Annotated in this window: 26 protein-coding genes; 13 read left to right on the top strand and 13 right to left on the bottom strand. The window is 63.5% G+C overall.

What is annotated here, in order from left to right:
• Window positions 1–57: 57 nt before the first annotated feature.
• Genes AOT87_RS24500 through AOT87_RS24510 form a run of 3 tightly spaced genes read left to right on the top strand, consistent with a single transcriptional unit; the run spans window position 58 to window position 4041 of the window.
• Window positions 58–909, top strand: a complete 852-nt coding sequence (locus tag AOT87_RS24500) for an SDR family oxidoreductase (RefSeq protein WP_046255035.1) — start codon at window positions 58–60, stop codon at window positions 907–909.
• A gap of 14 nt (window positions 910–923) precedes the next feature.
• Complete coding sequence (locus AOT87_RS24505; protein WP_057969224.1) at window positions 924–3107, top strand: acyl-CoA dehydrogenase; 2184 nt, start codon at window positions 924–926, stop codon at window positions 3105–3107.
• On the top strand, window positions 3097–4041 hold the full coding sequence (locus tag AOT87_RS24510; protein WP_057969223.1) for an alpha/beta hydrolase: 945 nt from the start codon (window positions 3097–3099) through the stop codon (window positions 4039–4041). Before AOT87_RS24505 ends, AOT87_RS24510 begins: the two co-directional genes overlap by 11 nt.
• Window positions 4042–4071: 30 nt before the next feature.
• Here the strand turns inward: AOT87_RS24510 and AOT87_RS24515 are convergent, their stop codons facing one another.
• Genes AOT87_RS24515 through fadD2 form a run of 3 tightly spaced genes read right to left on the bottom strand, consistent with a single transcriptional unit; the run spans window position 4072 to window position 7497 of the window.
• A complete protein-coding gene (locus tag AOT87_RS24515; RefSeq protein WP_057969222.1) occupies window positions 4072–4536 on the bottom strand; it encodes an SRPBCC family protein in 465 nt (154 codons plus the stop codon).
• A gap of 27 nt (window positions 4537–4563) precedes the next feature.
• Entirely contained in the window at window positions 4564–5823 is a 1260-nt protein-coding gene (locus tag AOT87_RS24520) for a saccharopine dehydrogenase NADP-binding domain-containing protein (protein WP_057969221.1), read from the bottom strand.
• A gap of 3 nt (window positions 5824–5826) precedes the next feature.
• The gene (gene fadD2 / locus AOT87_RS24525) at window positions 5827–7497 is read right to left on the bottom strand and encodes a long-chain-fatty-acid--CoA ligase FadD2 (protein ID WP_057969220.1); all 1671 of its coding nucleotides are present in this window, start codon (window positions 7495–7497) and stop codon (window positions 5827–5829) included.
• Window positions 7498–7618: 121 nt separating this feature from the next.
• On the opposite strand from fadD2, the gene ligD reads away from it, so the two are divergent.
• On the top strand, window positions 7619–8827 hold the full coding sequence (gene ligD, locus AOT87_RS24530; protein ID WP_057969227.1) for a non-homologous end-joining DNA ligase: 1209 nt from the start codon (window positions 7619–7621) through the stop codon (window positions 8825–8827).
• Here the strand turns inward: ligD and AOT87_RS24535 are convergent.
• On the bottom strand, window positions 8824–9219 hold the full coding sequence (locus tag AOT87_RS24535; protein WP_057970127.1) for a hypothetical protein: 396 nt from the start codon (window positions 9217–9219) through the stop codon (window positions 8824–8826). The genes ligD and AOT87_RS24535 overlap by 4 nt on opposite strands.
• A 496-nt stretch (window positions 9220–9715) precedes the next feature.
• On the opposite strand from AOT87_RS24535, the gene AOT87_RS24540 reads away from it, so the two are divergent.
• The 3 genes from AOT87_RS24540 to AOT87_RS24550 are packed head-to-tail and all read left to right on the top strand — an operon-like array spanning window position 9716 to window position 11323.
• Window positions 9716–10468: a hypothetical protein gene (locus tag AOT87_RS24540; protein WP_057969126.1), complete on the top strand. Its 753-nt coding sequence runs from the start codon at window positions 9716–9718 to the stop codon at window positions 10466–10468.
• Window positions 10465–11058, top strand: coding sequence for a cytochrome c oxidase subunit 3 (locus AOT87_RS24545; protein WP_070947393.1), 594 nt, complete (start codon window positions 10465–10467; stop codon window positions 11056–11058). The genes AOT87_RS24540 and AOT87_RS24545 overlap by 4 nt, the downstream gene beginning before the upstream one ends.
• Before the next feature lie 4 nt (window positions 11059–11062).
• On the top strand, window positions 11063–11323 hold the full coding sequence (locus AOT87_RS24550; protein ID WP_057969124.1) for a cytochrome C oxidase subunit IV family protein: 261 nt from the start codon (window positions 11063–11065) through the stop codon (window positions 11321–11323).
• A gap of 18 nt (window positions 11324–11341) precedes the next feature.
• Here the strand turns inward: AOT87_RS24550 and AOT87_RS24555 are convergent, their stop codons facing one another.
• Genes AOT87_RS24555 through AOT87_RS24570 form a run of 4 tightly spaced genes read right to left on the bottom strand, consistent with a single transcriptional unit; the run spans window position 11342 to window position 15448 of the window.
• Complete coding sequence (locus tag AOT87_RS24555) at window positions 11342–12100, bottom strand: MerR family transcriptional regulator (RefSeq protein ID WP_057969123.1); 759 nt, start codon at window positions 12098–12100, stop codon at window positions 11342–11344.
• Entirely contained in the window at window positions 12097–13596 is a 1500-nt protein-coding gene (locus AOT87_RS24560; protein ID WP_057969122.1) for an NAD(P)/FAD-dependent oxidoreductase, read from the bottom strand. The genes AOT87_RS24555 and AOT87_RS24560 overlap by 4 nt, the downstream gene beginning before the upstream one ends.
• 11 nt (window positions 13597–13607) lie before the next feature.
• A complete protein-coding gene (locus AOT87_RS24565; RefSeq protein ID WP_046255047.1) occupies window positions 13608–14528 on the bottom strand; it encodes a reductase in 921 nt (306 codons plus the stop codon).
• Window positions 14529–14563: 35 nt separating this feature from the next.
• Window positions 14564–15448 carry an SDR family NAD(P)-dependent oxidoreductase gene (locus AOT87_RS24570; RefSeq protein ID WP_057969121.1) on the bottom strand — a complete coding sequence of 295 codons (885 nt, stop codon included), beginning with the start codon at window positions 15446–15448 and terminating at the stop codon, window positions 14564–14566.
• Between the two features lie 59 nt (window positions 15449–15507).
• Here AOT87_RS24570 and AOT87_RS24575 point away from each other — a divergent pair, with 59 nt between their 5' ends.
• Complete coding sequence (locus AOT87_RS24575; RefSeq protein ID WP_057969130.1) at window positions 15508–16563, top strand: ferredoxin--NADP reductase; 1056 nt, start codon at window positions 15508–15510, stop codon at window positions 16561–16563.
• Window positions 16564–16580: 17 nt separating this feature from the next.
• Here the strand turns inward: AOT87_RS24575 and AOT87_RS24580 are convergent, their stop codons facing one another.
• The 4 genes from AOT87_RS24580 to AOT87_RS24595 all read right to left on the bottom strand — a co-directional run bounded on the left by AOT87_RS24580 (window position 16581) and on the right by AOT87_RS24595 (window position 21501).
• Window positions 16581–18464 carry an acetoacetate--CoA ligase gene (locus AOT87_RS24580; RefSeq protein ID WP_057969120.1) on the bottom strand — a complete coding sequence of 628 codons (1884 nt, stop codon included), beginning with the start codon at window positions 18462–18464 and terminating at the stop codon, window positions 16581–16583.
• Window positions 18454–20094 (bottom strand): AMP-binding protein, encoded by a 1641-nt coding sequence (locus tag AOT87_RS24585; RefSeq protein ID WP_057969119.1) that lies wholly within the window; start codon window positions 20092–20094, stop codon window positions 18454–18456. Before AOT87_RS24585 ends, AOT87_RS24580 begins: the two co-directional genes overlap by 11 nt.
• A gap of 91 nt (window positions 20095–20185) precedes the next feature.
• The gene (locus AOT87_RS24590; protein WP_057969118.1) at window positions 20186–21013 is read right to left on the bottom strand and encodes a CoA ester lyase; all 828 of its coding nucleotides are present in this window, start codon (window positions 21011–21013) and stop codon (window positions 20186–20188) included.
• Window positions 21010–21501 carry a MaoC family dehydratase gene (locus AOT87_RS24595; protein WP_030097243.1) on the bottom strand — a complete coding sequence of 164 codons (492 nt, stop codon included), beginning with the start codon at window positions 21499–21501 and terminating at the stop codon, window positions 21010–21012. The genes AOT87_RS24590 and AOT87_RS24595 overlap by 4 nt, the downstream gene beginning before the upstream one ends.
• 141 nt (window positions 21502–21642) lie before the next feature.
• On the opposite strand from AOT87_RS24595, the gene AOT87_RS24600 reads away from it, so the two are divergent.
• Entirely contained in the window at window positions 21643–22422 is a 780-nt protein-coding gene (locus tag AOT87_RS24600) for an IclR family transcriptional regulator (protein WP_057969117.1), read from the top strand.
• Here the strand turns inward: AOT87_RS24600 and AOT87_RS24605 are convergent.
• A complete protein-coding gene (locus AOT87_RS24605) occupies window positions 22419–23294 on the bottom strand; it encodes a LysR family transcriptional regulator ArgP (protein ID WP_057969116.1) in 876 nt (291 codons plus the stop codon). The two genes, AOT87_RS24600 and AOT87_RS24605, sit on opposite strands and share 4 nt — an antisense overlap.
• Before the next feature lie 71 nt (window positions 23295–23365).
• On the opposite strand from AOT87_RS24605, the gene AOT87_RS24610 reads away from it, so the two are divergent.
• From AOT87_RS24610 to AOT87_RS24625, 4 genes are all read left to right on the top strand, one after another.
• Window positions 23366–23959 (top strand): LysE/ArgO family amino acid transporter, encoded by a 594-nt coding sequence (locus tag AOT87_RS24610; RefSeq protein ID WP_078322933.1) that lies wholly within the window; start codon window positions 23366–23368, stop codon window positions 23957–23959.
• 66 nt (window positions 23960–24025) lie between these two features.
• Window positions 24026–24493: a DUF4334 domain-containing protein gene (locus tag AOT87_RS24615; RefSeq protein ID WP_057969115.1), complete on the top strand. Its 468-nt coding sequence runs from the start codon at window positions 24026–24028 to the stop codon at window positions 24491–24493.
• Window positions 24490–25557, top strand: a complete 1068-nt coding sequence (locus AOT87_RS24620) for an NAD(P)-dependent alcohol dehydrogenase (RefSeq protein WP_057969114.1) — start codon at window positions 24490–24492, stop codon at window positions 25555–25557. Before AOT87_RS24615 ends, AOT87_RS24620 begins: the two co-directional genes overlap by 4 nt.
• A gap of 41 nt (window positions 25558–25598) precedes the next feature.
• The gene (locus AOT87_RS24625; protein ID WP_198528399.1) at window positions 25599–26141 is read left to right on the top strand and encodes a TetR family transcriptional regulator; all 543 of its coding nucleotides are present in this window, start codon (window positions 25599–25601) and stop codon (window positions 26139–26141) included.
• The last annotated feature ends 8 nt before the right edge of the window (window positions 26142–26149 follow it).

The raw sequence follows: 26149 nt of genomic DNA on the forward strand, positions 1-26149 counted from the left end.
CCGGAGATTTACACTAGAGAGTATTCGTAAACGAACCACAATGGCGTGGGAGGACGAATGGGAACAGCTGTACAGCTCGCGGGCAAGGTCGTCGCCATCACCGGCGGAGCACGCGGAATCGGCCGGGCCATCGCCACGGCGTTCGCCGCCGAAGGCGCGAAGGTGGCGATCGGCGATATCGATAAAAAGCTGTGTGAGAACACCGCGGCTGAGATCGGTAACGGCACCATCGGCCTGCCACTCGATGTCACCGACTACGGCAGCTTCGAGGCCTTCTTAGACACCATCGCGGCCACCGTGGGACCCGTCGACGTGATCGTGAACAACGCGGGCATCATGCCGATCACACCGTTCGGGGAAGAGTCGCTGGAATCCATCCAGCGTCAGCTGGATATCAACGTGCGCGGCGTCATGTGGGGCAGCCAGCTCGCCATAGCGCGGATGAAGCCGCGCGGCGGCGGCGTGATCGTCAACATCGCGTCGGCGGCGGGCAAGATGGGCGTGCCCGGGCTCGCCACGTACTGCGCGACGAAATGGGCCGTGGTCGGTCTCTGTGAGTCGCTGACTCTCGAACTCAAGGACGACAACATCTCTGTTGTCTGCGTGATGCCCGGCGTCGTCAACACCGAGCTGGTGGCCGGTCTCGAAGAACACTGGCTACTGGGAATCGTTCAGCCCGAAGATATTGCCGCCGGTGTGCTCAAGGCCGTACGAAAAGGCAAGTTCCCCGTCATGGTGCCCAAGAAACTCGGCCCGCTGCTGCGGACAACGGCCATGCTGCCCCGGGCGCTGTACGGCCCCGCGGCGCGATCGCTGGGTATGGACCACTTCATGCTCGACGCCCATGGCACCTCGGCGCGTGCCGCATACGAGAACCGCGCCAGCCATAGCGAGCCCAGCGCCGACTAGTTAGGAAACAGCCCATGCCTATCGCCATCAACAGTGAGCATGTAGCACTTGCAGATTCGGCGCATGCGTTCGTCGAACGCGTGGTGCCCTCCGAGCTACTCCACGAGACCCTCGAAACACCTCTGCCGTGGCCTCCCCCGTTCTGGAAGGCCGCTGCCGATCAGGGTCTTACCTCCGTACACCTCGCCGAATCCGTTGGCGGCCAAGGATTCGGCGCACTGGAGCTGGCGATTGTGGTGGCCGAGTTCGGGCGGGGCGCCGTGCCCGGACCATTCGTCCCGTCGGTGATCGCGAGCGCGCTGATCAGCGGCCACGATCCCGACCACCCGCTACTGGGCGACCTGGCCTCCGGTGCGTCCATTGCCACCTTCGCCTCCACATCGTCGTTCAACGGTACGGCCTCCGGCGACGGCCTCACCGTCGACGGGCAGGCTCGTTCGGTACTGACGGCGGCCTCAGCGGCCTATATGGTGGCCCCGGTTTCGGTCGGCGCCGATCGGGTGTGGGTGGTCCTGAGCGCCGATGACGTCACCCTCGCACCGCAGCAGAGCGTGGACCGGCTGCGACCGGTCGCCCATGTGACGGCCGCCGCCGTCCAGGTACCCGCCGATCGCGTGCTGACCAACCTGACCGACGCCCGGGCCACCAGCATCATCTCCACGATCCTGTCGGCCGAGGCCGTCGGCGTGGCCCGCTGGGCCACCGACATCGCCTCCGAATACGCCAAGGTGCGTGAGCAATTCGGCCGCCCCATCGGGCAGTTCCAGGGCATCAAACACAAGTGCGCCACCATGGCCGCCGTCACCGAACGTGCGACAGCTGCGGTGTGGGATGCCGCACGCGCCCTTGACGATGAGGACGAGACCGCCGGCATCGTGGAGTTCGCGGCCGCCGCGGCGGCGACACTGGCACCGGCGGCCGCCCAGCAGTGCGCGCAGGACTGCATTCAGGTCCACGGCGGTATCGGCTACACCTGGGAGCACGATGCCCACATCTACTACCGCAGGGCGCTGGGTCTCATTGCCGCCCTGGGGCGTTCCGGCAGTGCGCCGACGACCGTGGTGCGCACCGCCGTCGAGCACGGCCTGCGCAAGGTAGATATCGACCTGGCACCGGAAACCGAGGCGCTGCGCCAGGAGATTCGTTCTGAAGTCGCCGCCCTCAAGGAGATCCCGTCCGGGAAGCGCAACACCGCCATCGCCGAAGGCGGGTGGGTACTGCCCTACCTGCCGACGCCCTGGGGGCGCGCCGCATCTCCCATCGAGCAGGTGATCATCTCCCAGGAATTCCTCACCGGAAAGGTGCGCCGGCCCCAGCTCGGCATCGCGACCTGGCTGGTGCCGTCCATCGTCGCGTACGGCACCGAGGAGCAGAAACAGCGCTTCCTGCCTCCCACCTTCCGGGGCGAAATGATGTGGTGCCAGCTGTTCTCCGAGCCCGGCGCCGGGTCCGATCTCGCCGGTCTGTCCACCAAGGCAGTCAAGGTGGACGGCGGCTGGCGCCTCACCGGCCAGAAGATCTGGACCTCGGTGGCCCAGTTCGCCGACTGGGGTGCCTGCCTGGCCCGGACCGATCCCAACGCTCCTAAACACAACGGCATCACGTACTTCCTCGTCGATATGAAGAGCGAGGGTGTCACCGTTCGGCCGCTGCGCGAGATGACCGGCGGCGCACTGTTCAACGAGGTGTTCATCGACGATGTGTTCGTACCCGATGAGCTGGTGGTCGGCGAGGTCGACCGCGGCTGGGAAGTCAGCCGCAACACCCTGACCGCGGAACGAGTTTCGATCGGCAGCTCCGACCTGCCGTTCCTTGCCAGCCTCGACGATCTGGTGTCCTTCATCGGCGAGCACGAGCTCAGCGAGGTAGCACGCGACCGGGCGGGCCAGCTCATCGCCGAAGGGCATGGGGTGAAGCTGCTGAATCTGCGCTCCACGCTCCTCACTCTGGCCGGCGGCGACCCGATGCCGTCGGCAGCCGTGTCCAAGCTGCTGGGCATGCGTACCGGACAGGGATACGCCGAGTTCGTGGTGAACCATTTCGGACCGGACGGCGCTATCGGCGATTCCGAGCAGGAACAAGGTCGCTGGGCCGACTATCTTCTAGCCAGCCGTGCTACCACCATCTACGGTGGCACCTCCGAAGTGCAGCTAAACATCATTGCCGAGCGACTGTTAGGACTACCGCGTGACCCGTAATACCGCGACCGAAACCGCGTGGCGTCAGCATGGGGACTTTTTCACCGCCGCTGACGGCACCCGAATCGGGTTCTCCGATACGGGGAACAGCACGGCGCCCGTCACCGTGCTGTTCCTGCACGGCTGGACCCAGAACCGCGAGGCCTGGGACGACGTGGCCGGTCCGCTCCACGAGCGCAATCCCGAACTGCGCATCGTCGCACTGGATCACCGGGGCCACGGCCAGTCCGATCCGGCACCCCAAGGCTCGGTGAACGTTCCCCAACTGGCCACGGATGCAGCCGACTTCATCAATGCCGAAATCCCAACCGGGCAGATCGTGATCGTCGGTCACTCGATGGGCGGCATGACCATGATGGGCCTCGGTGAATATCACCCGGACCTGGTCGCGCGCCGGATATCCGGCGCGGTCTTCGTCGCCACCTCGGCGGGCAGGCTGCTGCACCGGCTCCGGGTCGTCCCCCCGGTGTTCGAAGTCGTCAAGGCGGTGATCCTGGGTGTGGTGGCGCAGGGCTGGTTCCTCCAGCAGGGCTATCTCATGCGCCCCATCATTTCGACGTTGGTCTTCGGGCGTGACCCGCGGCCTTACGACGTCAGCCGAGTGTGGGACCAGATCCGCTCCGGCACCCCCCGCAGCTACAAGGACGCCGCCGAAAGCATGGTGCTGCACGAGGACCTGACCGAAGGTCTGGGCGCCTACCGTGGCAAGCCTGCCGCGGTGTTGGCAGGTGCCCGCGACTTCCTCACTCCCGCAGGTGATTCCCGCATCATTGCCGCGGCCCTACAGACCAAGGAACTGCGCACCTACCCGGGCTCGGGACACATGCTGCCCAACGAGCGCGCCGGCGAGGTTGTCAACGAAATCGTCACGGTGCTCGAGGCGATAGCTCACGAGCAGCCGGCTACCCGCACCGCCACGGAGTCCGCCGGGTAATCGGCGTCCCGGCGGCAGGCCGCTTGCCTGCTAGCTGTAGCGGCCCTGAAGTCGCGTCAGTGTGCCCTCGATCCCTCGGGCGTTTGCCTTGATGAAGCCAGGCAGTTTGTAGTTCAGCAGGGTCTGTATCGCACCGGCATTACGGAAGTCGAACGTCTCGGTGACACGGGTACTGGTGGGCGATAGGGCATCAAATTCCCACCGCCACTTGTGGCCCAGCGGATGCCGCCATTCGATGACCCTGTCGGGTTCGAGCTCCGTCACGGTGCTGGTGATGCGGTAAGGAAGCCCGAACATCCGCATGCCGGTAGAAAAGCGCGAACCAACCTCGAGATGATCAGGCGTGCGGATGTTCTGGCCGACAGTTCCCGACCCGTCCAGTTCATGGTGGCGTCGCGGATCGGCAACGATACCGAACAACTCCGATGCCGGAGCAGATACTTCGACCGAGCGACGTACCTGCTGGGGCCCCGCCTCTACCGCTGATACCGACATACACCCACTCCTTCGTTTACCGGAGAACTAGAGCCGTTCGACTTCGACCGTCACGCCCTGGGCCACCCGCAGCCGCTTCAGCAATGGATCTCCCATGGCGGCCGCAGGCGTCAAAACCCCAAGTCTGTCCGGCAATTCGCTGCGATCGAGCGCCAGGGTCAGGCCACTTTCACCCAGGAGCACGGCGGTCGCCTTATATCCGGGGTCGCCCTCCTGCGCGATGACCGCGCGGTACCGCACACCCTGGGTTGTGGTCGTGTACGTCTCGACACGGTAGTGACCCTTGTTCCGGGTACGCTCACTGGGGCCCGAGCCTGGCTTCGGAAGTAGACGCTGCGCAACAAATTTCGGCATGGGTACCCGCGTCCCCAGCCCGAACCCGGCCGTCAGAAATGCGGTGACGGCGGCCGCGGCGATCGGCGCGACCACCGAACTTCCCAGGCTCATCACCTCGCGATAACGTATCCGGGTTCCGTATGCCCAGTCCAACAATGCGTTGCTACGTCGCACAATCCGGGTGTTGACCGGTCCCATGAAGAAGGCTCCCAGCCACTTGCCCGCCAATTCCGGCGCCACGGATTCACCACGGAGCGTCTGGAATTCACGTTGGCGCCCCACTTCCGGTTCGGCGGGGCGGTCCGGGCTCAGCGAGTAGGGGTCCTGAGAGTTGCGGCGCACCTCCGGATCCTCGGCACTCGCCTCCATTACCTCGACCATGGATGCGGCCGTGCCACCGCTGACACCGCCGCGGAACTTGCTCAGCACATATGTTGTCTCGAGCAGCTCGCCGGTCTCGTCTTCCTGAGCCTGCCGGTACAGCGCGTACACGCTCAGATCCGATGGGATGGAATCAAATCCGCAGCAGTGAACGATTCTGGCGCCGGTGTCGGCGGCCTGCTTGCCGTAGACGTCGATGCTCTCCCGCACGAAGTTGACCTCACCGGTCAGGTCCGCATAGTCGGTTCCCGCCTCGGCACACGCGGCCACCAACGGCAGTCCATATTTCGTGTACGGCCCGACGGTGGTGACAACCACCTGAGTAGAAGCCGCCATGGCCGCCAGCGTGGCCGGTCGCGTGGCATCGGCCTCGATCAACGGCCAGTCCCGCGCCGCCGGTCCACACTCATCACGCACGGCGGCAAGCTTTTCGGTGTTTCGTCCCGCCAGTGCGATCCGCGCGCCGGTGGCCTCCACGCGTCCTGCCAGATACAGCGCGGTAAGCCTGCCGACGTATCCGGTCGCCCCATAAAGAACCACGTCATAGGCACGGTCGTGTTCCCGGGACATCGGCTATACCTCCAAATCGCGCAGCTGGCGCTTGAGGATCTTGCCGGAGGGGTTGCGCGGCAAGATATCCAGGAAGACCACGTCACGTGGCACCTTGTACCGCGCCAGGTTGTCGCGCACGTACGCACGGATGCCGTCGGCATCCACCGTCGACTCCGGGTGGCGGACCACGAACGCCCGCAACCGAGCGCCCCAATCCGGGTCGTCGACTCCCAGCGCGGTGGCCTCGATGACCTCCGGGTGTCCGCTGATGAGATCTTCAACCTCCGCCGGGAACACGTTCTCGCCGCCCGAGACGATCATCTCGTCATCGCGCCCGGAGACGTAGAGCAGCCCATGCTCGTCGAAGTAGCCGACGTCACCACTGGACATCAGTCCGTCGATGATCTGCTTGTGCCCGCCCCCGGTGTAGCCGTCGAATGGAATCGCGTTGCTCACGAAGATCCGTCCGACGATGCCCTGCGAGACCGGCTTTCCTTCGTCGTCAAGGATTTTCACGGTAGCGCCCTTGACAACAGGGCCCACTGTGGATGGATTGATGGCCAGATCCTGCGGCCGCGCGATGGTGGCGAAGGCCACCTCGGTGGAGCCGTACAGGTTGTAGATCACCGGCCCTAGCGTGTCCAGCGCGCGGGAGGCCAGCTCGCCGCCCAACTGTGATCCCGACACGAAAACGATACGCAGCGAAGACAAGTCGGGCTTGGTCGCCGCCTCGTCGATGGCGTTCAGGATGCGGTTGAGCATCACCGGAACGACCACCACAGCGGTCACCCGGTACTTCTCGATATCGGAGAGCACGTTCTCCGGCTTGAACTTGCGATGCAGGATCAGGGTGCAGCCCAAGGTGAGCGCCAGACTCTGATGCAGGTATCCCAGGGCGTGGAACATCGGCGCGGGCACCGATGTCACCTCACCGGAGCGGAACGGCACATGCGAGAACATGCCGCCGACCGGCGCCAGGGTCAGCGCCAGCTTGCGCGGCGCTCCCTTCGGCGTGCCGGTGGTGCCACTGGTCAGGATCACCAGCGAGGAGTACTTCGAGGGGCGCGGCGCGGCGGAGGTGCTGTTGCGTTTGATCACCGAGGCGATGGTCTCGTCGCCGGAGGAGGGTTGATCCGGGTTTTCCGGGTTGGTCGGCAACGCCATGATCCGGCCCAGCTCGGGACTGTAGCCGTCCAGGAACTCGGCATACTCGGCGTCATAGATCAGGACACGGGCGCCTTCACGCTCGGCGACCTCCTTGGTCTGCGGCCCGGAGAAATCGGTGTTGAGCAGGATGACGCGAGCGCCGGCGCGGTGTGCGGCGTAGTTGGCGATGATGAACCAGCGGTGGTTGCGCGCCAGGATGGCCACTCCGTCGCCGCCCTTGATACCCAAACGGTTCAGGCCGTGTGCCAGGGCGTTGACGGCGTCGTTGAGCTCGGCATAGGTGATCGAGCCCTCGTCGTCGATGATGGCGGTCCGCGCCGGGCTGCGGTGCGCTCCGAAGCCCGGTACCGCGCCAATCTCACCGAACCGGTAGAAGTCGCGGACGATTGCCGCGAGCACGTGGGGCGGATCGAGTTTGAGCATGCCCGCCTCGATGACCTTGCGGAGATAATGCAGCTCAGCGCCACCGCGCTTCGCAAGAGTCTGAAGTTTCGAGAAGAGCGGCCGTTCGGCGATGATCGACATGATCGACAGCCTATGTGACCTCCCTCTCAGCGGCACAGCCAACCGGTCGGTCGGGGGCCCGTCACCAACTACGCCGGGGAAAGTCGGTCTGCAGCCCTACGATGACGCCATGGCAGACGTCGTGCTGCAGGTCGCGGGGCGCGAGGTCACCATCACGCACCCCGACAAGGTGGTCTTTCCCCCGGGTGAGGACACAGCGGGCGTCACCAAGGCCGACCTGGTGCACTACTACCTGGATGTCGCCGAAGGGGCGCTGCGCGGCGTGCGTGACCGGCCGATGATTCTGAAGCGGTTCGTCAAGGGCATCTCACAGGAGGCGGTGTTCCAGAAGCGGGTGCCCGAGAAGCGGCCGGACTGGATTGCCTCCGCGGAGCTGCACTACGCGCGCGGAACCTCCGCCCGAGAGGTCGTCGTCACCGATGCGGCGTCGTTGGCGTGGGTGGTCAACCTGGGATGTGTCGACCTCAATCCGCACCCAGTGCGTGCAGACGATTTGGATCATCCTGACGAGCTGCGTATTGACCTGGACCCCGTCCCGGGGGTGCCGTGGAGCCAGATCCTCGATGTCGCGTTCGTCGTGCGCGCGGTTCTTGAAGACCATGGGCTGACGGCATGGCCGAAGACGTCTGGCTCGCGCGGCTTTCATATCTACGCGCCCATCGCGCCGCGATGGACGTTCCGGGAGCTGCGTCTGGCCGCCGAGACGGTGGCCCGCGAGGTGGAGCGCCGCGCCCCGGAGCTGGCGACCAGCCGGTGGTGGAAGGAGGAACGCCATGGGGTGTTCGTCGACTTCAACCAGAACGCCAAGGACCGCACGGTGGCCTCGGCGTACTCCGTGCGTGCGACCCCCGATGCCCGGGTGTCGACGCCGCTGCGCTGGGACGAGGTCGCGCGTTGTCGCCCTTCGGAGTTCACCCTGCACACCGTGCGCGAACGATTCGCCGAGATCGGCGATCCGTGGCGGGACATGGACGCCGAAAGGCAAGCCGGCACCGGGGCGTTGGATCAGCTCCTGGAGCTGGCCGCCGAACTGGGCCCTGCCGAAAAAGCCCCGAAAGGCGCTTCCCGGGACGGTCGGCGTCAGTCGATCATGCCGTTGGTCGAGATTGCGCGAACCAAGACCAAGCCGGAGGCTGAGGCCGCGTTCGGCATGTGGCGGGACAAATATCCAGCAGTAGCTAAATTACTTGAACCGCAAGACATTCTGATTGACGGCATGCGCGGCCCCAGCTCGATTTGGTATCGGGTGCGAGTCAACCTGGTGCACGTCCCCGAGGCCGAGCGGCCCGCTCAGGAGGAACTGATCGCCGACTACTCGCCGTGGGGCTAGCCCTGCTGCGCCGGTTGAGCAGCCAACGAGGCTGCACCCAACACCACGGCCGATAGCGCCACCGTAGTGCCGAGAGTCGAAGTCAGCTTGCTGATTTCACCCCGACGCCCGGCCGCGACCAGCACTGCCGCATCAACCGCATCGGTCAACACATTGAGTTTCAGGAATGTGGCAGGGGCCGTGAACGCACCAAGGCGCGCCAGTCCAAACGCCAACAGCGCGTTGCGGATACCGAACATGCGGCCCATGGGGATGGCAGGCGTACCCGCCGCCTCCATCCGGAACACACGCGCGAACACGTTCGGCGTCAGGAGACTGCCTGAGGCAACGATGCTGCGCCCCAGGATGAGAAGTTTCAGGGGGTTTGAGCGGACCACCACCGACGCGGACATGAGTTCTCCTCGTTGAATTCAGTCCATAGACGTTGCCCTACAACGATTATGGAAATCGATTCGAAATATACCAATCGGTTTACTATGCGACAGTTCCCATCGTTGCGCCATCCCTCCCCACTGTGATGGCAGTCACACATGGGCACCCATGTGATAGCCGATATTACCGACTGTTCAATTTACGATTGTCCATATACCGTAAATACGCTCGGTGCGGCGACCCGCACGCACCGACAGACGCACAAGGAGGTGCGCATTGAGCCGTGCATCCGCTCTCCATCGGCCTCGCCATCGGTTCCAGAGTTGGCTCTACACAACATGCTTGGTGTCATCCGACCTTGAGTTCAACCTCGGAGCGGTGCGAGTATCCGTGATCGCTTCTCGTCGTTCCAGAGCCTGAGCACAGCGAGACCGCACCCGGAGATCCCCGATCCCGGGCATCGCTGTCCCCCACCGCCCTGGAATCTTCTGCCCACGTATTGAGGAGTCTGCCCACATGTCATCAAACGTCCGCACGCAGGCCGTATTCACCGCCATCGGAATCGGCGGATTCACACTGGCGTTCGTCGTCGGGTGGATTCTTTTGGCGCGCTTCGCATTACCCGCACCAAGCCCGGCCTGGAGCGCTGAACAGCTGGCGGCGTTCTATGTGGACAACAAGAATCACATACGGCTCGGGTGCATCGTGGCCCTGTTCTTCCTGCCTCTCTTTGCACTGCCACTGGGGGTAGTACTCGCCCGGCTGCACCGAGCGGAAAGGGGCACCCCGGTGTTTACCTACACATCGTTGGTACTCATGCCGATCGCGCTCTTTCTGCTGATCCTTCCGTTCATCGCGTGGTCGGTGGCCGCTTTCCGCCCCGAACAAATCAAACCGCAGATCACCCAGGTACTCAACGACCTGGGGTGGTTCATTTTCCTCTTCACCTGGGCCGTGTTCACCGTCCTGTTCACGCTCATGGCGATAGCGATCCTGCGCGCCGAACCCGGCAACGAGCCCTTGCCACGCTGGTCGGCCTATCTCCTCCTCTGGTGTGGACTTCTGTTCGCCGGATCAGTGCTGATCATTTTCTTCAAGGACGGGCCATTTGCGTACGACGGCCTTGTCGGCCTGTACATCCCGGCGGCTGCCACCGCGATCTTCCAGGCGGGGATTTTCGCCGCGCTCGCACAGGCCCTGCTATCCGACTATCGGGCCCAGACAGGGGTTTCCACCGTTCTTGAGCAGATCAGGCCAAAGGTCTCATGACAGGAGATCTAACAACTCACACGCAGACACCGGCCCATCTCCGGACACCGCACGTCCCCGGAGAGCCCGGACTCTGGGTGTTTCTGTTCGGCGACATGATCGTCTTCGCGGCATTCTTTGCCGTCATCGCACACTATCGATCATCCGAAGCAGAGGCATTCGCCTCCGGGCAATCACAGTTGCACCTTGGCCTCGGGGCACTCAATACCGTTCTGCTGCTGAGCGGCTCACTGCTCGCGGTAATCGGACTGGAGAAGGCGCGAAACGGATCAGCACACGCGGCCCGCTATTACCTAGCGGCGGCAGGCAGTGGTATCTGCTTCATCAGCGTGAAATTAATTGAATACCAAGAGGTTACAAGCCAAGGCTTGAGCCCGATGACCAGTCACTTCTTCATGGTCTACTTCGTCTTCACGGGAATCCATCTGGTTCACACCACTGTTGCCACGGTCATACTCGGGGCGATGGCGTATGCATCACGCGGTGCCGCGGCCAGTTCGGACATCCGGCTCCTCGAGGGAGGCTCCTGTTTCTGGCATCTCATCGACCTCTTGTGGATCGGGCTCTTCTCACTTCTCTATCTGGCATAGGCACATGAATCTCACATACAGTCACAAAGCGACACTGGTTTTCCTGGTTCTCATTGCGGCAACATGTATCTCGCTACTGCTTGACGCCGAGAAGGGACATGGCTACTACATCTCATCGATAATCGTCGCCATCACTTTCGTCAAGATCTGGCTGGTAGGGAACTACTTCATGGAGCTGCGCGAAGCGCCAGGGGTGCTCCAGTTCCTCTTCGGTGGATACGTCGCATCGGTCCTGGCGATCCTGCTCGGGTTCTTCTATGTGTAGCCGAGCGCCTTCGGCAACTCACGAAGAATCGGCGGGCAGCTGCGCCTGCTCCCGGTACAGATCCATCTCGGCGCGCAGCGCGTCATCGAGCGCGCGGTTCATGGCGGCGTGCGAGGTATGCGTCGCCGCACGGCGCATCGTCCCGATAAGTTCTGTTGCCCAAGCCAGTTCGTCGTCGGTGGAGGGAACCCAACCGGGCCCACGTTGACGTGCCACCTCATCGCGCGCGGCACCGATGAGTACCCGTGCGGCATCGTCGAGCTTCTCGTTGGTCCTCACGTGGATGTCGGCTAGGTCGGTCACTCTCATTCCGAGGGAGATCAACGCCGCGAAGTTATCAATGGTGTCGAGATCGGTGACGAGATAAGAATCCGAGCCGTCAACAGGCTGGATCAGCCCGGCTTCGATCAGGCGCGCAAGGGCCGCCGAATCGATCGGGCCGAGCGTCTCTTCGAGCTCCCTCAACGAGAGATTTCCCTGGGCAGCGTCGGAGAACCGCTTCTCGAGCAGGCCCTCCAGATCCGACAGGTCGAGCACATCGGCGAGCTGGGCGCCGCGCTGCAGCCCACTGAGGAACTTCGTGATGTGTTTGAGAGTGAAACCCTCGCTGAGCAGGCGATTGATCGCCCTCAACTGGCGCAGATGCCAATCGTTGTAGATGGCTGTCCTGCCCCGGCGCAGCGGCCGGGGCAGGAGCCCTCGTTCTTGATAACCGCGGATGTTCCGGGTCGTCGTCCCCGATGCCCGCGCGAGGTCGTCGATCCGGTACTCGGTCATGGTTTCGAAGCTGGCCCTGTCAGTATCAGTTCGTCACTGGTGTTCGAGACAGTGATTTTATAGTCCTGCAGGTCGAATCTCTTGAGTTGGTTGACGTACTGCGTGGCGAATCCGGGGAACATCGTCGCGTTGAAGCCGTCATCCGTCAGGTACCAGCTCTGGCAGCCCGAGTTCCACGTGGTGGATTGCAGGCGCCGCTGGATGTCCTGGTTGTAGCTCTCCTGGATCTCGGGGCGGGGCTCCACCGATTTCCAGCCGTTGTTGACCACTGCCGCAATCGCGTCGGTGATGTAGTTGATCTGCGCCTCCATGTACACCAGCGCCGAACTGTGCCCCGGTCCCGAATTGGGCCCGAAGGTAAGGAACAGATTGGGATAGCCCGACACCGCCACGCTGCGGAAGGCATATGCCCCTCCTGACCACTCGGTGGCCAGGTCCCGTCCGTCGATCCCGGTGACCGGGAAGGGCGTCCCGGCCTTGCACACGTCGAAACCGGTTGCGAAGACGATGCAGTCGAACTGGTGCTCAATACCCTCTACCGTGCGAATACCCTTCGGGGCCAGCCGGGCGATGGGCCAGGTGACCAGCTTGCAGTTCTCTGCCTGCAAGGCGGGGTAGTAGTCACTGGTCATCAGCAGACGCTTGCAACCGGCCGAGAAATCGGGCGTCAGCTGCCGCCGCAGCCAGGGGTCCTTGACCTGTATGCGCCGGTGCGCGGAGCTGACCGCCTCGACCACGCGAGTGAAGGGTGTATCCCACACGACACCCATGGCCACCGACTCATGTCCCCAGAACCAGGCCGCACGCGCCAGCCGCTGGCTGAGCGGCCAGTTGCGGTACAGCTGTTTGAGCCGACTGCCGGTGGCGCGGTTGACGCGGGGCAAAACCCATCCGGGCGTCCGCTGGAAAACCTTCACCAGCTCGGCGGACTTCACCAGTTCCGGGATGATCTGGACGGCGCTGGCTCCCGTACCGACCACTGCCACTCGCTTGCCGGTGAAGTCGTAATCGTGATCCCATCGCGCGCTGTGGATCTTGTGGCCCTCGTAGCTCTCAAGGCCCGGAATGGCCGGAAAGCTCACATTCGCGAGTGGGCCGGACGCCATGATGACGGTGCGGGCCCGCACCGGTTCCTGGCCCTCGAACTCGACAGTCCACTCCCCGTTGGCCTCGTCATACGTGAGGCCGACGACGTTGTGCCCGAAGCGGATGTACGACCGAAGGTCTGCCGATTCGACCATCTGGTCGATATAGCCCAGGATTTCGCCGCTACCGGAGTACGTGTGCGACCACTCGGCATTTGGCGCGAAACTGTAGGAGTACAGCCTCGAGGGAATGTCGCACGCCGCCCCGGGGTAAGTGTTGTCACGCCAGGTGCCACCCACCGTGTCTCCGCGCTCGAAGATCGCGAAGTCGGTGATTCCCTTGTCTTTCAGGCGGATCGCTGCACCGATGCCGGCAAAGCCGGCACCGATGATGGCTACGGAGATGTTCATGCTGGCTGCTTTCAGGCGACGGGTTCGTAGGTGAGTTCCTGCGACCAGGTGGGCTTGTTCTCCACCAACCGCATGGGAATTCTGCCCGTCAACTTCACGAGCAAGTCAGCGGTGATGTGGTACTTGGACTTGCGATTGATCACCTTCATCGCATGCCAGGAGATGATGCGGTAGTTCGGCAGCCGCCGGACATTCTCGTTACGCTCGCCCACGCTCTTGTACCGTTTCATCGCCCCATAGAGACGTTCCTCGTCGACACCCATCGCCACAATGTTGTCGCGCATCTTGTTGAGCAGCGGCACATAGCTCAGCACGCCGATCAGCAGGCTGGGCTTGAGCCAGCCGCCGACAAACTCGATGAGCATCTTGCGCATCTTGGCATGGCCGAGGATGTCCATGACTTCGAAATCCACTGCAAGATGCCGCGATTCGTCGGAGTTGATCCGCTTGAAGGCCTCCTGCGCGATCGGATCCTTGACCTCGTCGGTGATGAACTTGATCAGTGCACCATCCAGAGCGACCTCAAGCATGGGGATGACCGTCCCCAGGAACGACAGCGACATCCCGTCGGAGTACTTGTCGAGCCAGTTGATCACCAACTGCACATTGATACTCGGGGAAGGGATTTCGTCGTTCTCGAGCATGCCCCACCGGCGCATCAGCGCGAGTTCGGCGTTGGCGTGCTTCTGCTCTTCGGCATGGAAGTGCTCGTAAATGCTCTTGAGAGTGGGGTTCGGCGCCTTCTTGGCCAGCGCCGCGAATCCACGTGCGCCGACGTTCTCGATCCACATCAGATCCGCGATGAACGGCTTGAGCTTGGCATGTAGCTCGGGCTCGATCAGCTCGGCACCGGGCGCCTCCCAGTCGATGTCGGCCAGGGACCATTGCTTGTCTTTGATCATCTGCAGCATGTTGTCGAGATCCATTGACATGGAATGTTTTTCCTTTCAGTCAGGTGATACGAAGTTCAGTGAGTGGGAAGAAGGCGCCCAAGCAAGCCCGCAACGCGCGCGTGTAGCACGGGGAAGTGCCGTTTGAAGTGCCAGATGACCTTCGCGTCGAACTGCGGGACCACATACAGGCGGCCCTGGTCATGTGCGTCGAGGGTGCTCACGGCCACCCTCTCCGGGGAAAAACCGGTGAGCTCGATGAGCCGGTCGACCAAGCCCGAGGTGCCGATCTCCACCCCGGTGAGGCGAGCGTCCTTGAAGATGTTCGTTTTGACGACGGTGGGGCACAGCACGGTCACGTTGATATCGGTGCCGCTCAGCTCGGCAGCGAGGGTTTCCGACAGAGACATGACCCCGGCCTTGGACACGTTGTACGAGGCCATCGAGGGACCTGCCGCGAACCCCGCGGCGGAGGCGACGTTGATGATTCCGCCGCGGCCGGCCGCACGGAGCAATGGCGTGAACAGTTCGCAGCCGTAGATGACGCCCCACAGGTTGATACCCAGCGCCCACTTCCAGTCGTCCATGCCGATCTCGCCGACCGGCTTACCGCCGATTCCGACGCCCGCATTGTTGATCACCAGCGTGGGCGGCCCCGCGAACACCTCCTGCGCCTCGAATACCAGCTTCTCCATCTCATCTCGCGATGAGACATCGCAGGTCACCGCGTGTGCGCAGCCCGCAGACAGCCGGTCTATCTCAGCCACGGTCTCCGCGACCCGTTCGGCGTTGATGTCCGCGCAGATCACGTGACCGCCACGGCGGGCCAGTTCAAGAGCGAAAGCACGCCCGATACCACTGCCCGCGCCGGTGACCACTGCTTTTGAGTTCACAGAGATCGGCGGGCGTCTGAAGACGTCAAGGAGCCCCATGAGGAAATAGAACAACAGCAACTGTGCCATTTGTCAATGGCACAGTGCATGATGACAATGAGGCGTACACCACTCCGGAAGGAACTCGCATGACGACGCACGCGTCCACCGCCCCCAGCGCATACGCACTGGAGGTGCTCGAAGTCATCGCCGAAACTCCCGATGCGGTCTCCATCGTGTTCGCCGCGCCGCACGACGCCCGGGCAGACTTCGCCTACAAATCCGGACAGTTCCTCACGCTGCGTGTACCGGCCGGCACGGACTCCGTATCTCGGTGCTACTCGCTCTCGAGCGCACCCGGCCTCGACGAACATCTGAAGGTCACCGTCAAACGCACATCCGGCGGCCATGCCTCGAACTGGCTGTGCGATAACGCTCGCGCCGGAATGACGCTCGAATCACTTCGCCCTGCAGGGGCATTCACCATGCGTGACACGGTGGCAGTTCCGGTGTTCGTGGCCGCGGGCAGCGGCATCACGCCGATCATGTCCATGATCCGGACGGTGCTCTCCCACTCCGTACAGAATGCGGTCCTTGTCTACGCCAACCGAGACCGCGAATCGGTGATCTTCGACGCCGAGCTGGCGGCACTGCAGTCGAAATACGGGAGCCGCCTGGCGATCGTGCACTGGATCGAGGCGGAGGACGGTCTGCCGACCCCGGACGGCCTGCGCGCGCTGCTGCCCACCCCAGTCCCCGGCACTGCCGCATATCTCTGTGGCCCAGCCCCTTTCATGGATGCAGCGGCGGCCGCGCTGGGCGATACCGGACTGGCCCGAGAGAACATCCATCGTGAGGTCTTCGTATCGCTGAGCACCGACGCCTTCGCCGCGGCACCAGTTGTCGCGACCGCACCGACCGATCCCGATGCGGTGAGCGCCACCGTCGAGATCGAGGGCGACACCCACCAGATCAGCTGGCCGAAAACACAGATCCTTCTGGATGTGCTCCTCGGCCTCGGCATCGATGCGCCCTACGTCTGCCGCGAGGGGAACTGCGGTGGTTGCTCCTACACCCTTCGCGAGGGTGAGGTGACAATGCAGGTCAACGACATCCTCGACGACCACGAGATCCGCCACGGCGTGCGGCTGGCGTGCCAGTCACTGCCGCAGTCGGACACATTGACCATCGTCTTCGACCGCTAGCAGAAGCTTTGGTGCCGCTACCAGCGGTGCCCGCTCCCTTGCTCCCGGTACCAGTCGACCAGATGGGGATTGTCGATCGAACGCGGATCCAATGACACGTCAACGCGTCCGGCGAGCACACCACAGATGGGGACCTCGAGCTTCTTGCCGGTTCGGGTGTGCGGGATTCCCGGCGCCTCGATCACCTCGTCGGGAACATGCCGCGGCGACAACCGGGCCCGGATCTCCCGCGCGATCCGGGCACCCAGGTCGGCATCGAAGGTGTGCCCCGGCGCCATCGTGACGAACAGCGGCATCCAATACGCGCCACCGGGCCCGTCGACACCGAGGACGAATGCCTCCGCGATCTCGTCCATGGACTCCACGACCTCGTAGATGTCCGCCGAGCCCATCCGGATTCCGTTGCGGTTCAGGGTGGCGTCACTGCGTCCATGGATGACCAGCGATCCGTGCTCGGTGACGGTGACCCAGTCACCATGGCGCCAGACCCCGGGGCGTGGGCCATCGGCCCATTCATGCTCGAAATAGGCAGCCCGATAACGTGATCCATCCGGGTCATCCCAGAATCGGGTCGGCATGCAGGGCATGGGTTGCAGGATCACCATTTCGCCTACCTCACCGACGAGGGACCGGCAATCGGGTGACCAACTGTGCAAGTCCACCCCCAGGTAGCGGGCGGGCAACTCGCCGGGATGCGCGGGCACTCCCGGCGTACCGCCGGCGAAGGCGGTGCACACGTCGGTACCTCCCGACAGGGATGACACCGTGACCCCGACATGCGAACCCACCCAATCGAACAGATCCGGAGAGAGGGGAGATCCGCTACTTCCCAATGTCTTCAGCGCACTCAGGTCATGCACGGCCGACGGCTCCAGTTTCGCCTTCTTGGTTGCCTGCAGGTGTCCGGGGCTGGTCCCGAAGTAGCTCACCGCTTCGGAACCCAACAGCTCCCACAGCCGATCCGCATTGGGATACAGCGGATGCCCGCTGTAACAGACCACGGTGGCGCCGACAAGCAGCCCACTCAACCGGAAGTTCCACATCATCCACGACAACGCCGTCTGCCAGAAGAACACGTCGCCCGGGCCTAGATCGCAGTGCAGCCCCGCCCCTTTGAGATGTTCCAACAGCATGCCTCCGTGGCCGTGCACAATCCCCTTGGGCTTGCCGGTGGTGCCCGAGCTGAACAAGACCCAGATCGGATGATCGAATGGAACCATCTCGACTACGGGATCTTCACTGCCCGTGGGCAATTCGACCATCAGCACCGGAGTACCGGGCAACAGGCGATGCAGTTCGGCGGTGTCGGCTGCCTTATCCACCCAGCGACCGTTGTACTGGTATCCGGGGCCGGAGATGAGAACCTTGGGATTGAGTTGACCCAGCCGTGCCGCCGCACCCTCCGGGGCGTAGTCCTGACCGCATCCCGCCCACACCGCGCCTACCGCCGCGGTGGCCAGGAAGGCAACCATCGCATCGGGCACATCCGGCAGATACGCGGCCACACAATCACCGCGGCCGACCCCCAGCCGACGCAGCTCCGCGGCCACCGCACCGATCCTGCCGGGCAGTTCAACCCAGCTGATCGCGACGCGCCCGCCCGCTTCATCCACACCCACGATGGCGTCCCCGTCGAGATGTGCGTGGCGTAGCATCGGGCTCACGTAGTTGAGCTCGGTGCCCGGAAACCATTGCGCGCCCGGCATCACCGAACCGGACAGCACGCCGTCATCGCCGTCACGCAGCCCGCGTCCCGGAACATCGAAGAACTCCCACAATGCGCGCCAGAACTGCGGTACGGAATCAACGGACCAGCGCCACACAGCGGCATAGTCCTTCAGTGACAGCCCATACCGTTGCGATACGTGCTCGACGAACCGCTCGTACGCGTTACTCCCCATGCGACCGGCCTGGCTCGCGTAACCCCAGAAGTTCGATCGCCTGCGCCCGTATTTCGATCTTGCGCACCTTCCCGGTGACGGTCATCGGGAAGCTCTCGACCACCTGCACATAACGCGGAATCTTGTAGTGGGCAAGGCGCCCCGTGGCGAAGGCACGCACGGCGGCGACGTCCACGATCGTACGGTCTGTCCTCATCCGAACCCACGCGCACAATTCTTCGCCGTACTTCTCGTCCGGCACCCCAACAACCTGAACATCCTCGATGTCGGGATGGGTGAGCAGAAACTCCTCGATCTCGCGCGGATAGATGTTTTCGCCGCCACGAATCACCATGTCCTTGATTCGCCCAATGATGGTGCAGTAGCCATCCTCTCGCATCACGGCCAGGTCCCCGCTATGCATCCATCCGTCGGCGTCGATCACCTCACGGGTGTACTCCTCGTTGTTCCAGTAACCGAGCATCACCGAATAGCCGCGCGTGCACAGCTCACCAGAGTGCCCGCGTTCCACCGTTTCTCCGGTCCCGGGGTCGACCACCTTGATCTCAACGTGCGGGTGCGCACGCCCGACTGTCGCGGTGCGGCGATCGAGGTCGTCGTCGACGAGCGTCTGGCACGAGACAGGTGACGTCTCGGTCATTCCGTACGCGATCGCCACCTCTGCCATGTGCAGATCGTCTATGCACCGCTTCATCACCTCCACGGGGCACACCGAACCCGCCATGATTCCCGTCCGCAGGCTGGACAGGTCGCGCTGCGCGAAATCGGGGTCCGCGAGCATGGCGATGAACATGGTGGGCACCCCGTACACCCCCACACAGCGCTCACGTTCGATCGACTCGAGCGTGCGTACCGCGTCGAATCCCGGCGACGGGACCACGATGGTGGCACCGTGCGTCGTGCATCCGAGATTGCCCATGACCATTCCGAAGCAGTGATAGAAGGGCACCGGGACGCACAGCCGATCGCCGACTTCCAGGTGAATCGACTCGGTCACGAAGTATCCGTTGTTGACCACGTTGCGGTGCGACAGCGTCGCACCCTTCGGATAACCCGTTGTCCCCGAGGTGTACTGGATGTTGATGGGATCGGTGTTGGACAGCTGTGACATCCGGGTGCGCAGTGCCTCCTCGGAGACCTGCCCTGCGGCGGTAATCAGATTCGCCCAGTCGGAGGTACCGATGAACAACACGTCCACTAGCGAGGGCACCTCCGAGTGCACCTGTTCCACCATCGTGACGTAGTCGGAGGACTTGAACGCCGTGGCACAGACCAGCGTGCGAACACCCGACTGATTGAGGGCATAGGCCAGCTCATGGGTTCGGTAGGCCGGATTGATGTTGACCAGTATTGCGCCAATCTTTGCCGTCGCGTACTGCACCAGGACCCACTCCGGACAGTTCGGCGCCCAGATGCCCACCCGGTCCCCTGCGTCGATTCCGAGTGACATAAAGCCGCGCGCAACGCGATTGATGTCGGTGTCGAGCTCCCGGTATGTCCATCTGCGTCCACCCGCGACGTCGACCAGAGCATCAACATCGGGATAGGTGCCGGCGATGCGCTCGAAGTTCTCCCCAATCGTCTCCTCGATGATCGGGGACGTCGACGGCCCGGCCTCATAGGACTTCATCGTCTCGCTTTCACCACATAGACCGGCCACGACTCTAACGACTCATCCCAGCCCGCATCTGGTGTTTGGGTGCGTTGCCGTCGGATGCTTCTCACTCGGACCTCCCGCCAGTCACCATGTTCAGCTGGATGATTCGCTCCGCGCGCCGAAGCACGGGCGCATCAACCATGGCGCCCTCGAACTGGAAGACACCGCGTTCCCGGCCCGCCAGCTCAAGCACAGCGTGCGCCCAGCGCACCCGTTCGGCGGCCGGCCGGTAGGCCGCGCGAATGACGTTTACCTGCGTGGGGTGGATCGCCACCTTGGCATCGAATCCGACGGCCGCCGCGTCATCCGCTTCCACACGCAGACCATCGAGCCCCGTGATATCGAGGTACACCGAATCCACGGCTATCCGGCCAAATGCCTTTGCTGCCAAGAGGGTTTGCGAACGCACATGCCGCGCTACATCGCGGTAACTGCCGTCTGGCCAGCGGTTGTTGGTGCCCCACGTCGCGGCAAAGAGATCCTCGGCACCCCACATCGCCGCGACAACGTTCCCGGGCCGCACCAATTCCGCGACGTTAAGAGCCCCCAACGGAGTCTCGACGAGGACCACCACGCACCACGGTGCCAGTGCCACGACGTGATCCGCGTGTTCGCTCTTGGCCAGCATTACGGTCCTGTACTCGGTCCGCGCGAGCGCCTCGACATCCAGCCGGTGATCAGCGGTGTTGGCCTGGTTGAGGCGGACCACGGTGCGATCGGGATCCAGTGGAGTATTGATCAGGGCGTCGCGGGCAGCAGGGCGATCGGCAGCCGCAACCCCGTCCTCAAGATCGATAATCACCACATCTGCTGCTGCAGCGGCTTTTTCGAAGCGTTCGGGGCGATCGGCCGGACAGAACAGCCAGCCCGGACCGGCATCAAGAAGTGTCACTGCTGCTGCCCTCCGGGCCGTTTACGCACCATGGTCTTTCGCGAGGCCGTTGCCACCACGTCGCCGTGCTGATTCCTGCCGGTATGCGCGAAGGTGACGATGCCCTCACCTGGGCGGCTCCTGGATTCGCGCTTACCGATCACCTCTGACTCCGCATACAGCGTGTCACCGTGGAACAGCGGCTTGGGGAAGGCGATATCGGAGAATCCCAGATTCCCGACGATGGTGCCCTGGGTCAGTTGTGCGACCGACAACCCGACCAACGTCGACAGAGTGAACATCGAATTCACCAGCCGCTGATTGAACGGCGGTAGCGCCTCCGAGAACGCCGCGTCGAGATGCAATGCCTGGGTGTTCATGGTCAACGTGGTGAACAAAACGTTGTCGGCCTCCGTGATCGTCCGCCCCGGCCGGTGCACGTACAGCACATCGGGCTCGAATTCCTCGAACCACAGACCGCGCTGCTCGACGATCTGTTTGTCGCTCACAACCACCTCCAAGCCCAACCAGAGCGTCCACTTGCTGGCGCACCGGCGCACCGACACCTTGGATGAAAACCCAGCTGCACGGCAAGGATGGTGGAGAAAGCTCTCACCGGATGAACACACTCGGGCTTGAACGTCCACTCAATGGACACGTATCGTGAGCGGGTGACTGAGGCACCCAGCGTGGTACGCCGCACCGCGGCCCTGCTGCGTGCCGTGTCAGCAGACACCGGAACGGGCGTCAGCACCACAGAACTCGCTCGCCGCACCGACATCCCGCGGGCCACCGCGCACCGGCTGCTGGAATCGCTCGCCACCGAAGGGTTCGTGGAGCGCGATGCCCGCTCCGGCCAATGGTTCCTAGGTCCGGAGATCTACGTGCTCGGCGCTACCTCAGCTCCCCGTTACAACATCACGGAGAAGGCGGCCGCCGACGTGGCGGCGCTGGCACGGGAAACCGGCGAGAGTGCGTTCTTCTCACTGCGCCGCGGAGATCACACCGTCGTATTGCTCAGCGAGGATGGCGATTTCCCAATCCGATCGCACGTGCTGTACGAGGGCGCCCGTTTTCCGCTCGGAATCGTCTCATCCGGAATGGCCGTCCTGGCTTACCTTCCAGACGACGCGATCCATGCCTACTTGACCAGGGCCGACCTGGAGTCCGAGTGGGGCAGCGGTTTTCGCACCGACGCCGTCTGGGATCGGATCGGCGCCACCCGGCAGGCCGGCTGGTCGCTCAACCCGGGCCAGCTGGTCGAGGGATCCTGGGGCATGGCCGCCGCCGTGTTCGATACCAACCACAACCCCATCGGTGCGCTCACCCTGACCGGCATCGAGGCACGGTTCAACGCCGAACGCCAACCGGTCCTCGGACAGCTCTTGCTGCGGCACGCGCATCGGCTCAGCCGCGCCGTGCGCCGCTAGTGCTCGCGCCGCAGAACGGAAGCCTCCTTGCGTACCGCCGAGGTGATCGCCTGCAGTGTCGAGGATTCGAATTTCCAATGTTGCCAATACAACGGCACATCGAGATACCGACCCGGGGCCAGGTCAACAAGGCCGCTGCGATCCAACTGCTCAAGCATCATTCCCCAGCCCAATCCGACCCGCAGCGCCTCGGTGTTTCCACTTGTCGTAGGCACGTAGTGTTCCGGGACCGCGACATCCCGACGAAAGAGCTTGCGTAAGAACTGATCTTGGAGTGCATCACGCCTGTCCCACCGCATCATCGGCGCGCGCCGTACGGCCTCGATCCCCGAGTCAAGCAGACCGTCCGGGAGGTAGCGCGCTACATAACCCGGTGACGCCATCCCGAAGTACCGCATCGAGCCAAGCGATTCGGAGCGGCATCCGGCGATAGGCTTAGGCTCCGTTGTCACCGCTGCCATCACAACGCCTGCGCGCAACAACTCCGCGGAATGATCCTGATCCTCAACGCGGATGTCGATAAGCACGCCGTCGGGAATCTGCGCCAACACCGACCCCATCCATGTTTCGAATGAGTCGGCATTCACCGCGATCGCGACCCGGATCGGAGATCCATCGACACCCATCTCGCGCAGTGCCTCACGCTCCAGCGTGCCAACCTGGGCCGCCAGTCGCATCAACGAGACACCCGCATCGGTTGCCACACAGGGCTTCTCGCGGCGAACCAGCACCTGACCCACCGACTGTTCCAACGCCTTGACACGTTGACTCACCGCCGAAGGGGTGATGACGAGCCGCCGGGCGGCGGCATCGAAGCTGCCCTCTTCGATGACGGCGGCGAAGGCAACCAGCTGCTGCGAGTCCAGACTCACATTAGCGATTCTAATGCAGAGTAAGAATCATTAGCTGTACTACAGCTTTTTACCGCCCTAACGTCGATGTCGTGACCGTCCTCTTCCTCGGCTTCCTGACCGGAATGTCCCTCATTGCCGCCATCGGCGCCCAGAACGCCTTCGTACTCAGACAAGGGATTCGCAGTGAGTACGTGCTGCCGGTGGTCGCCGTGTGCATCACCGGCGACTTTCTGCTCATCGCCGCGGGCATCGGTGGCCTCGGTGGACTGATCGCGGCCACGCCGAGTCTGCTCACCGTAGCCAAGGTGGGCGGTGCCGCGTTTCTCATCTGCTACGGATTGCTGGCCGCCCGCCGCGCATTACGGCCCGGCACTCTGGTTCCCGCCGAATCCAATCCGGCACGCCTCGGCGCGGTACTGATGACCGCACTGGCCATCACCTTCCTGAATCCGCACGTCTATCTCGACACCGTGGTGCTGCTCGGCTCACTCGCCAACGCACACAAGGACGCACGCTGGCTGTTCGGCGCGGGCGCCCTGATCGCAAGTGTCGTCTGGTTCGTCGGGCTCGGCTTTGGCGCCCGGTACCTTGCCGGACTGTTCCAGCGTCCAGGAACCTGGCGTGTACTCGACGCCGTCATCGCCGTCGTCATGATCGCGCTGGGCCTCACATTGATCGTCTGATCGCCCTTGCCGAACCATTTGGTCCGGTGTTAGCGTCCTTCCCGAACCAACTGACTTGGGAGAGACATGGATGTCGACAAGGCCCGCACCCGCTTCGCCGAACTTCGAGGCCACCGGGACGTCAGTCCCGCCGACCTCGACGAGATCTGGGCCGCGCTCGATACCGCCCGACCCGAAGACATGCTCGGCAGTTGGAAGGGCGACGAGTTCCACACCGGACACAAGATGAACGGCCAGCTGGCTGCCGCCCGCTGGTACGGCAAGATCTTCAGATCCATCAACGACGTCGAGCCGATCGTCTGTTACGACGACGAAGGAAAGTTGTTCTCCAACAACGATTTGAGTCTGGGTGGTGCAACCCTGTGGGATATCGAGTTCCGCGGCGAGGTCACCGGCACCATGGTGTACGACGGACAGCCCACTTTTGATCACTTCAAGTGGGTCGACGAGAACACGCTGATGGGCATCATGAACGGCAAGCGTCAGCGCGCCAGCGGCAACTACCTCTACTTCATTCTCGAACGCGATCGGTGAAAGTCACTGCAGCACTGAGCCGATCCGCAGAGTCTTCATTCACCCTCGAAGAGGTGGAACTCGAGGATCCGCGCTCCGACGAGGTGCTCGTCAAGATTCACGCCACCGGCCTGTGCCACACCGACCTGACCTTCACATCACAGGTACCGATCCCGGCGGTGCTCAGCCATGAGGGTGCGGGGGTCGTCCAGGTCGTAGGCCCTGACGTGACCGGTATCCGGCCAGGAGACCGTGTGGTCTTGAGCTACCGCAGCTGCGGCCAGTGCCGACAATGCGATGCGGGTGAGCGGGCCTACTGCTCCCGCGCCGCCCGGCTCAACCTCTCGGGTACACGGCTCGACGGCACGACGGCACTGTCCCAGAACGGGAACGCACTGTTCGGCTCGTTCTTCGGACAGTCGAGCTTCGCCCAGTACGCACTCGCCACCGCCGACAACACCGTCGTGGTGGACCCCTCCACGGACCTCACCATCGCCGCACCCCTTGGCTGCGGTCTGCAGACCGGTGCTGGTGCGGTGCTCAACGTACTTACACCTGAACCGGATTCGCGCCTCGTGGTGTTCGGCGCTGGCGGTGTCGGCCTCGCCGCGGTGATGGCCGCCAAGGCGGTCGGCGTGCAGACGATCATCGCTGTGGACCCTGTCGCCTCGCGGCGAGACAAAGCCACTGAATTGGGTGCGACCCATACCGTCGACCCCACGGCCCAGGACGTGACCACCATCGCGCGCGGGGCTACCCATGCTCTGGACACCACGGCCAACCCCGATGTCATCGCCACGGCGCTCGGGCTGCTGCGGCAGCGCGGTGTACTGGTTCTGGTCGGGCTGGGCGCCTCACGCGGAACAATCGATCTCACCGATCTGATGTTCGGCGGCAAGGTGATCCGCGGATGCATCGAGGGCGACGCGAATCCTCTGGAGTTCATTCCGGAACTGCTGAGGATGCACGCGCAGGGCCGCTTCCCGATCGAATCGCTGATACGTACCTACCCGGCGCGTGATATCGATCGAGCCGTCGCGGACGCGCGATCGGGAATCGCGATCAAACCGGTGCTGCTCTGGTGAGCGCCATGCGAGCGGCCGGGCAGGCCACCCACGACCGGATCATGGCGGCCGCCAAGGCCGAGTTCACCGAGTACGGCTTCGCTGGTGCGCGGCTCAACCGAATTGCCACCAATGCGAACGCAAGCAAGGAACGGCTGTACAGCTACTTTGAGAGCAAGGAGCAGCTGTTTGAAGCCGTTGTGGCGCAATGGATCAATGATGCGCCATACAAGGTGCCGCTGCGGGCCGACGATGTGCCGGGCTACGTCGCGGGCCTCTTCGACAACATCGTCGCCGACCCCCAGGGCGCGCGGTTACAGCGCTGGATCGAACTGGAAGCCCCCGACGGAATGTTCGACAACCACGTACTGCGCCGCATCTTCCAGGCGAAACTCGACGAGGTGCGCCGGGGCCAGCAGTGCGGGCTCATCGACCCGGCGTGGGACCCCACATGTCTGCTCGTGATGCTGATCGATATCGCCTACTCGATGGCGGCTAGCGGATTCGGTATCGACCGGATTGTCGGCGAACCGCTCGGCGACGACGTGCTCGCGGACCGCCGCACCGCAGCCGCCGAGGCGGCACGCCGGCTGGTAGCCCGTTAACGAACATC

Origin of the sequence: Mycobacteroides sp. H003 (genome assembly GCF_001440135.1) — a bacterium.
GTDB classification, from domain to species: Bacteria; Actinomycetota; Actinomycetes; order Mycobacteriales; family Mycobacteriaceae; genus Mycobacterium; species Mycobacterium gwanakae.

What these genes read in the sequence shown, in the direction of transcription:
- AOT87_RS24500 (WP_046255035.1), top strand. Translation starts at nt 58, where the DNA reads ATGGGAACAGCTGTACAGCTCGCGGGCAAGGTCGTCGCCATCACCGGC.
- AOT87_RS24505 (WP_057969224.1), top strand. Translation starts at nt 924, where the DNA reads ATGCCTATCGCCATCAACAGTGAGCATGTAGCACTTGCAGATTCGGCG.
- AOT87_RS24515 (WP_057969222.1), bottom strand. Translation starts at nt 4,536, where the DNA reads ATGTCGGTATCAGCGGTAGAGGCGGGGCCCCAGCAGGTACGTCGCTCG.
- AOT87_RS24520 (WP_057969221.1), bottom strand. Translation starts at nt 5,823, where the DNA reads ATGTCCCGGGAACACGACCGTGCCTATGACGTGGTTCTTTATGGGGCG.
- fadD2 (WP_057969220.1), bottom strand. Translation starts at nt 7,497, where the DNA reads ATGTCGATCATCGCCGAACGGCCGCTCTTCTCGAAACTTCAGACTCTT.
- AOT87_RS24535 (WP_057970127.1), bottom strand. Translation starts at nt 9,219, where the DNA reads ATGTCCGCGTCGGTGGTGGTCCGCTCAAACCCCCTGAAACTTCTCATC.
- AOT87_RS24540 (WP_057969126.1), top strand. Translation starts at nt 9,716, where the DNA reads ATGTCATCAAACGTCCGCACGCAGGCCGTATTCACCGCCATCGGAATC.
- AOT87_RS24545 (WP_070947393.1), top strand. Translation starts at nt 10,465, where the DNA reads ATGACAGGAGATCTAACAACTCACACGCAGACACCGGCCCATCTCCGG.
- AOT87_RS24550 (WP_057969124.1), top strand. Translation starts at nt 11,063, where the DNA reads ATGAATCTCACATACAGTCACAAAGCGACACTGGTTTTCCTGGTTCTC.
- AOT87_RS24555 (WP_057969123.1), bottom strand. Translation starts at nt 12,100, where the DNA reads ATGACCGAGTACCGGATCGACGACCTCGCGCGGGCATCGGGGACGACG.
- AOT87_RS24560 (WP_057969122.1), bottom strand. Translation starts at nt 13,596, where the DNA reads ATGAACATCTCCGTAGCCATCATCGGTGCCGGCTTTGCCGGCATCGGT.
- AOT87_RS24565 (WP_046255047.1), bottom strand. Translation starts at nt 14,528, where the DNA reads ATGTCAATGGATCTCGACAACATGCTGCAGATGATCAAAGACAAGCAA.
- AOT87_RS24570 (WP_057969121.1), bottom strand. Translation starts at nt 15,448, where the DNA reads ATGGCACAGTTGCTGTTGTTCTATTTCCTCATGGGGCTCCTTGACGTC.
- AOT87_RS24575 (WP_057969130.1), top strand. Translation starts at nt 15,508, where the DNA reads ATGACGACGCACGCGTCCACCGCCCCCAGCGCATACGCACTGGAGGTG.
- AOT87_RS24580 (WP_057969120.1), bottom strand. Translation starts at nt 18,464, where the DNA reads ATGGGGAGTAACGCGTACGAGCGGTTCGTCGAGCACGTATCGCAACGG.
- AOT87_RS24585 (WP_057969119.1), bottom strand. Translation starts at nt 20,094, where the DNA reads ATGAAGTCCTATGAGGCCGGGCCGTCGACGTCCCCGATCATCGAGGAG.
- AOT87_RS24600 (WP_057969117.1), top strand. Translation starts at nt 21,643, where the DNA reads ATGGACACGTATCGTGAGCGGGTGACTGAGGCACCCAGCGTGGTACGC.
- AOT87_RS24615 (WP_057969115.1), top strand. Translation starts at nt 24,026, where the DNA reads ATGGATGTCGACAAGGCCCGCACCCGCTTCGCCGAACTTCGAGGCCAC.
- AOT87_RS24625 (WP_198528399.1), top strand. Translation starts at nt 25,599, where the DNA reads ATGGCGGCCGCCAAGGCCGAGTTCACCGAGTACGGCTTCGCTGGTGCG.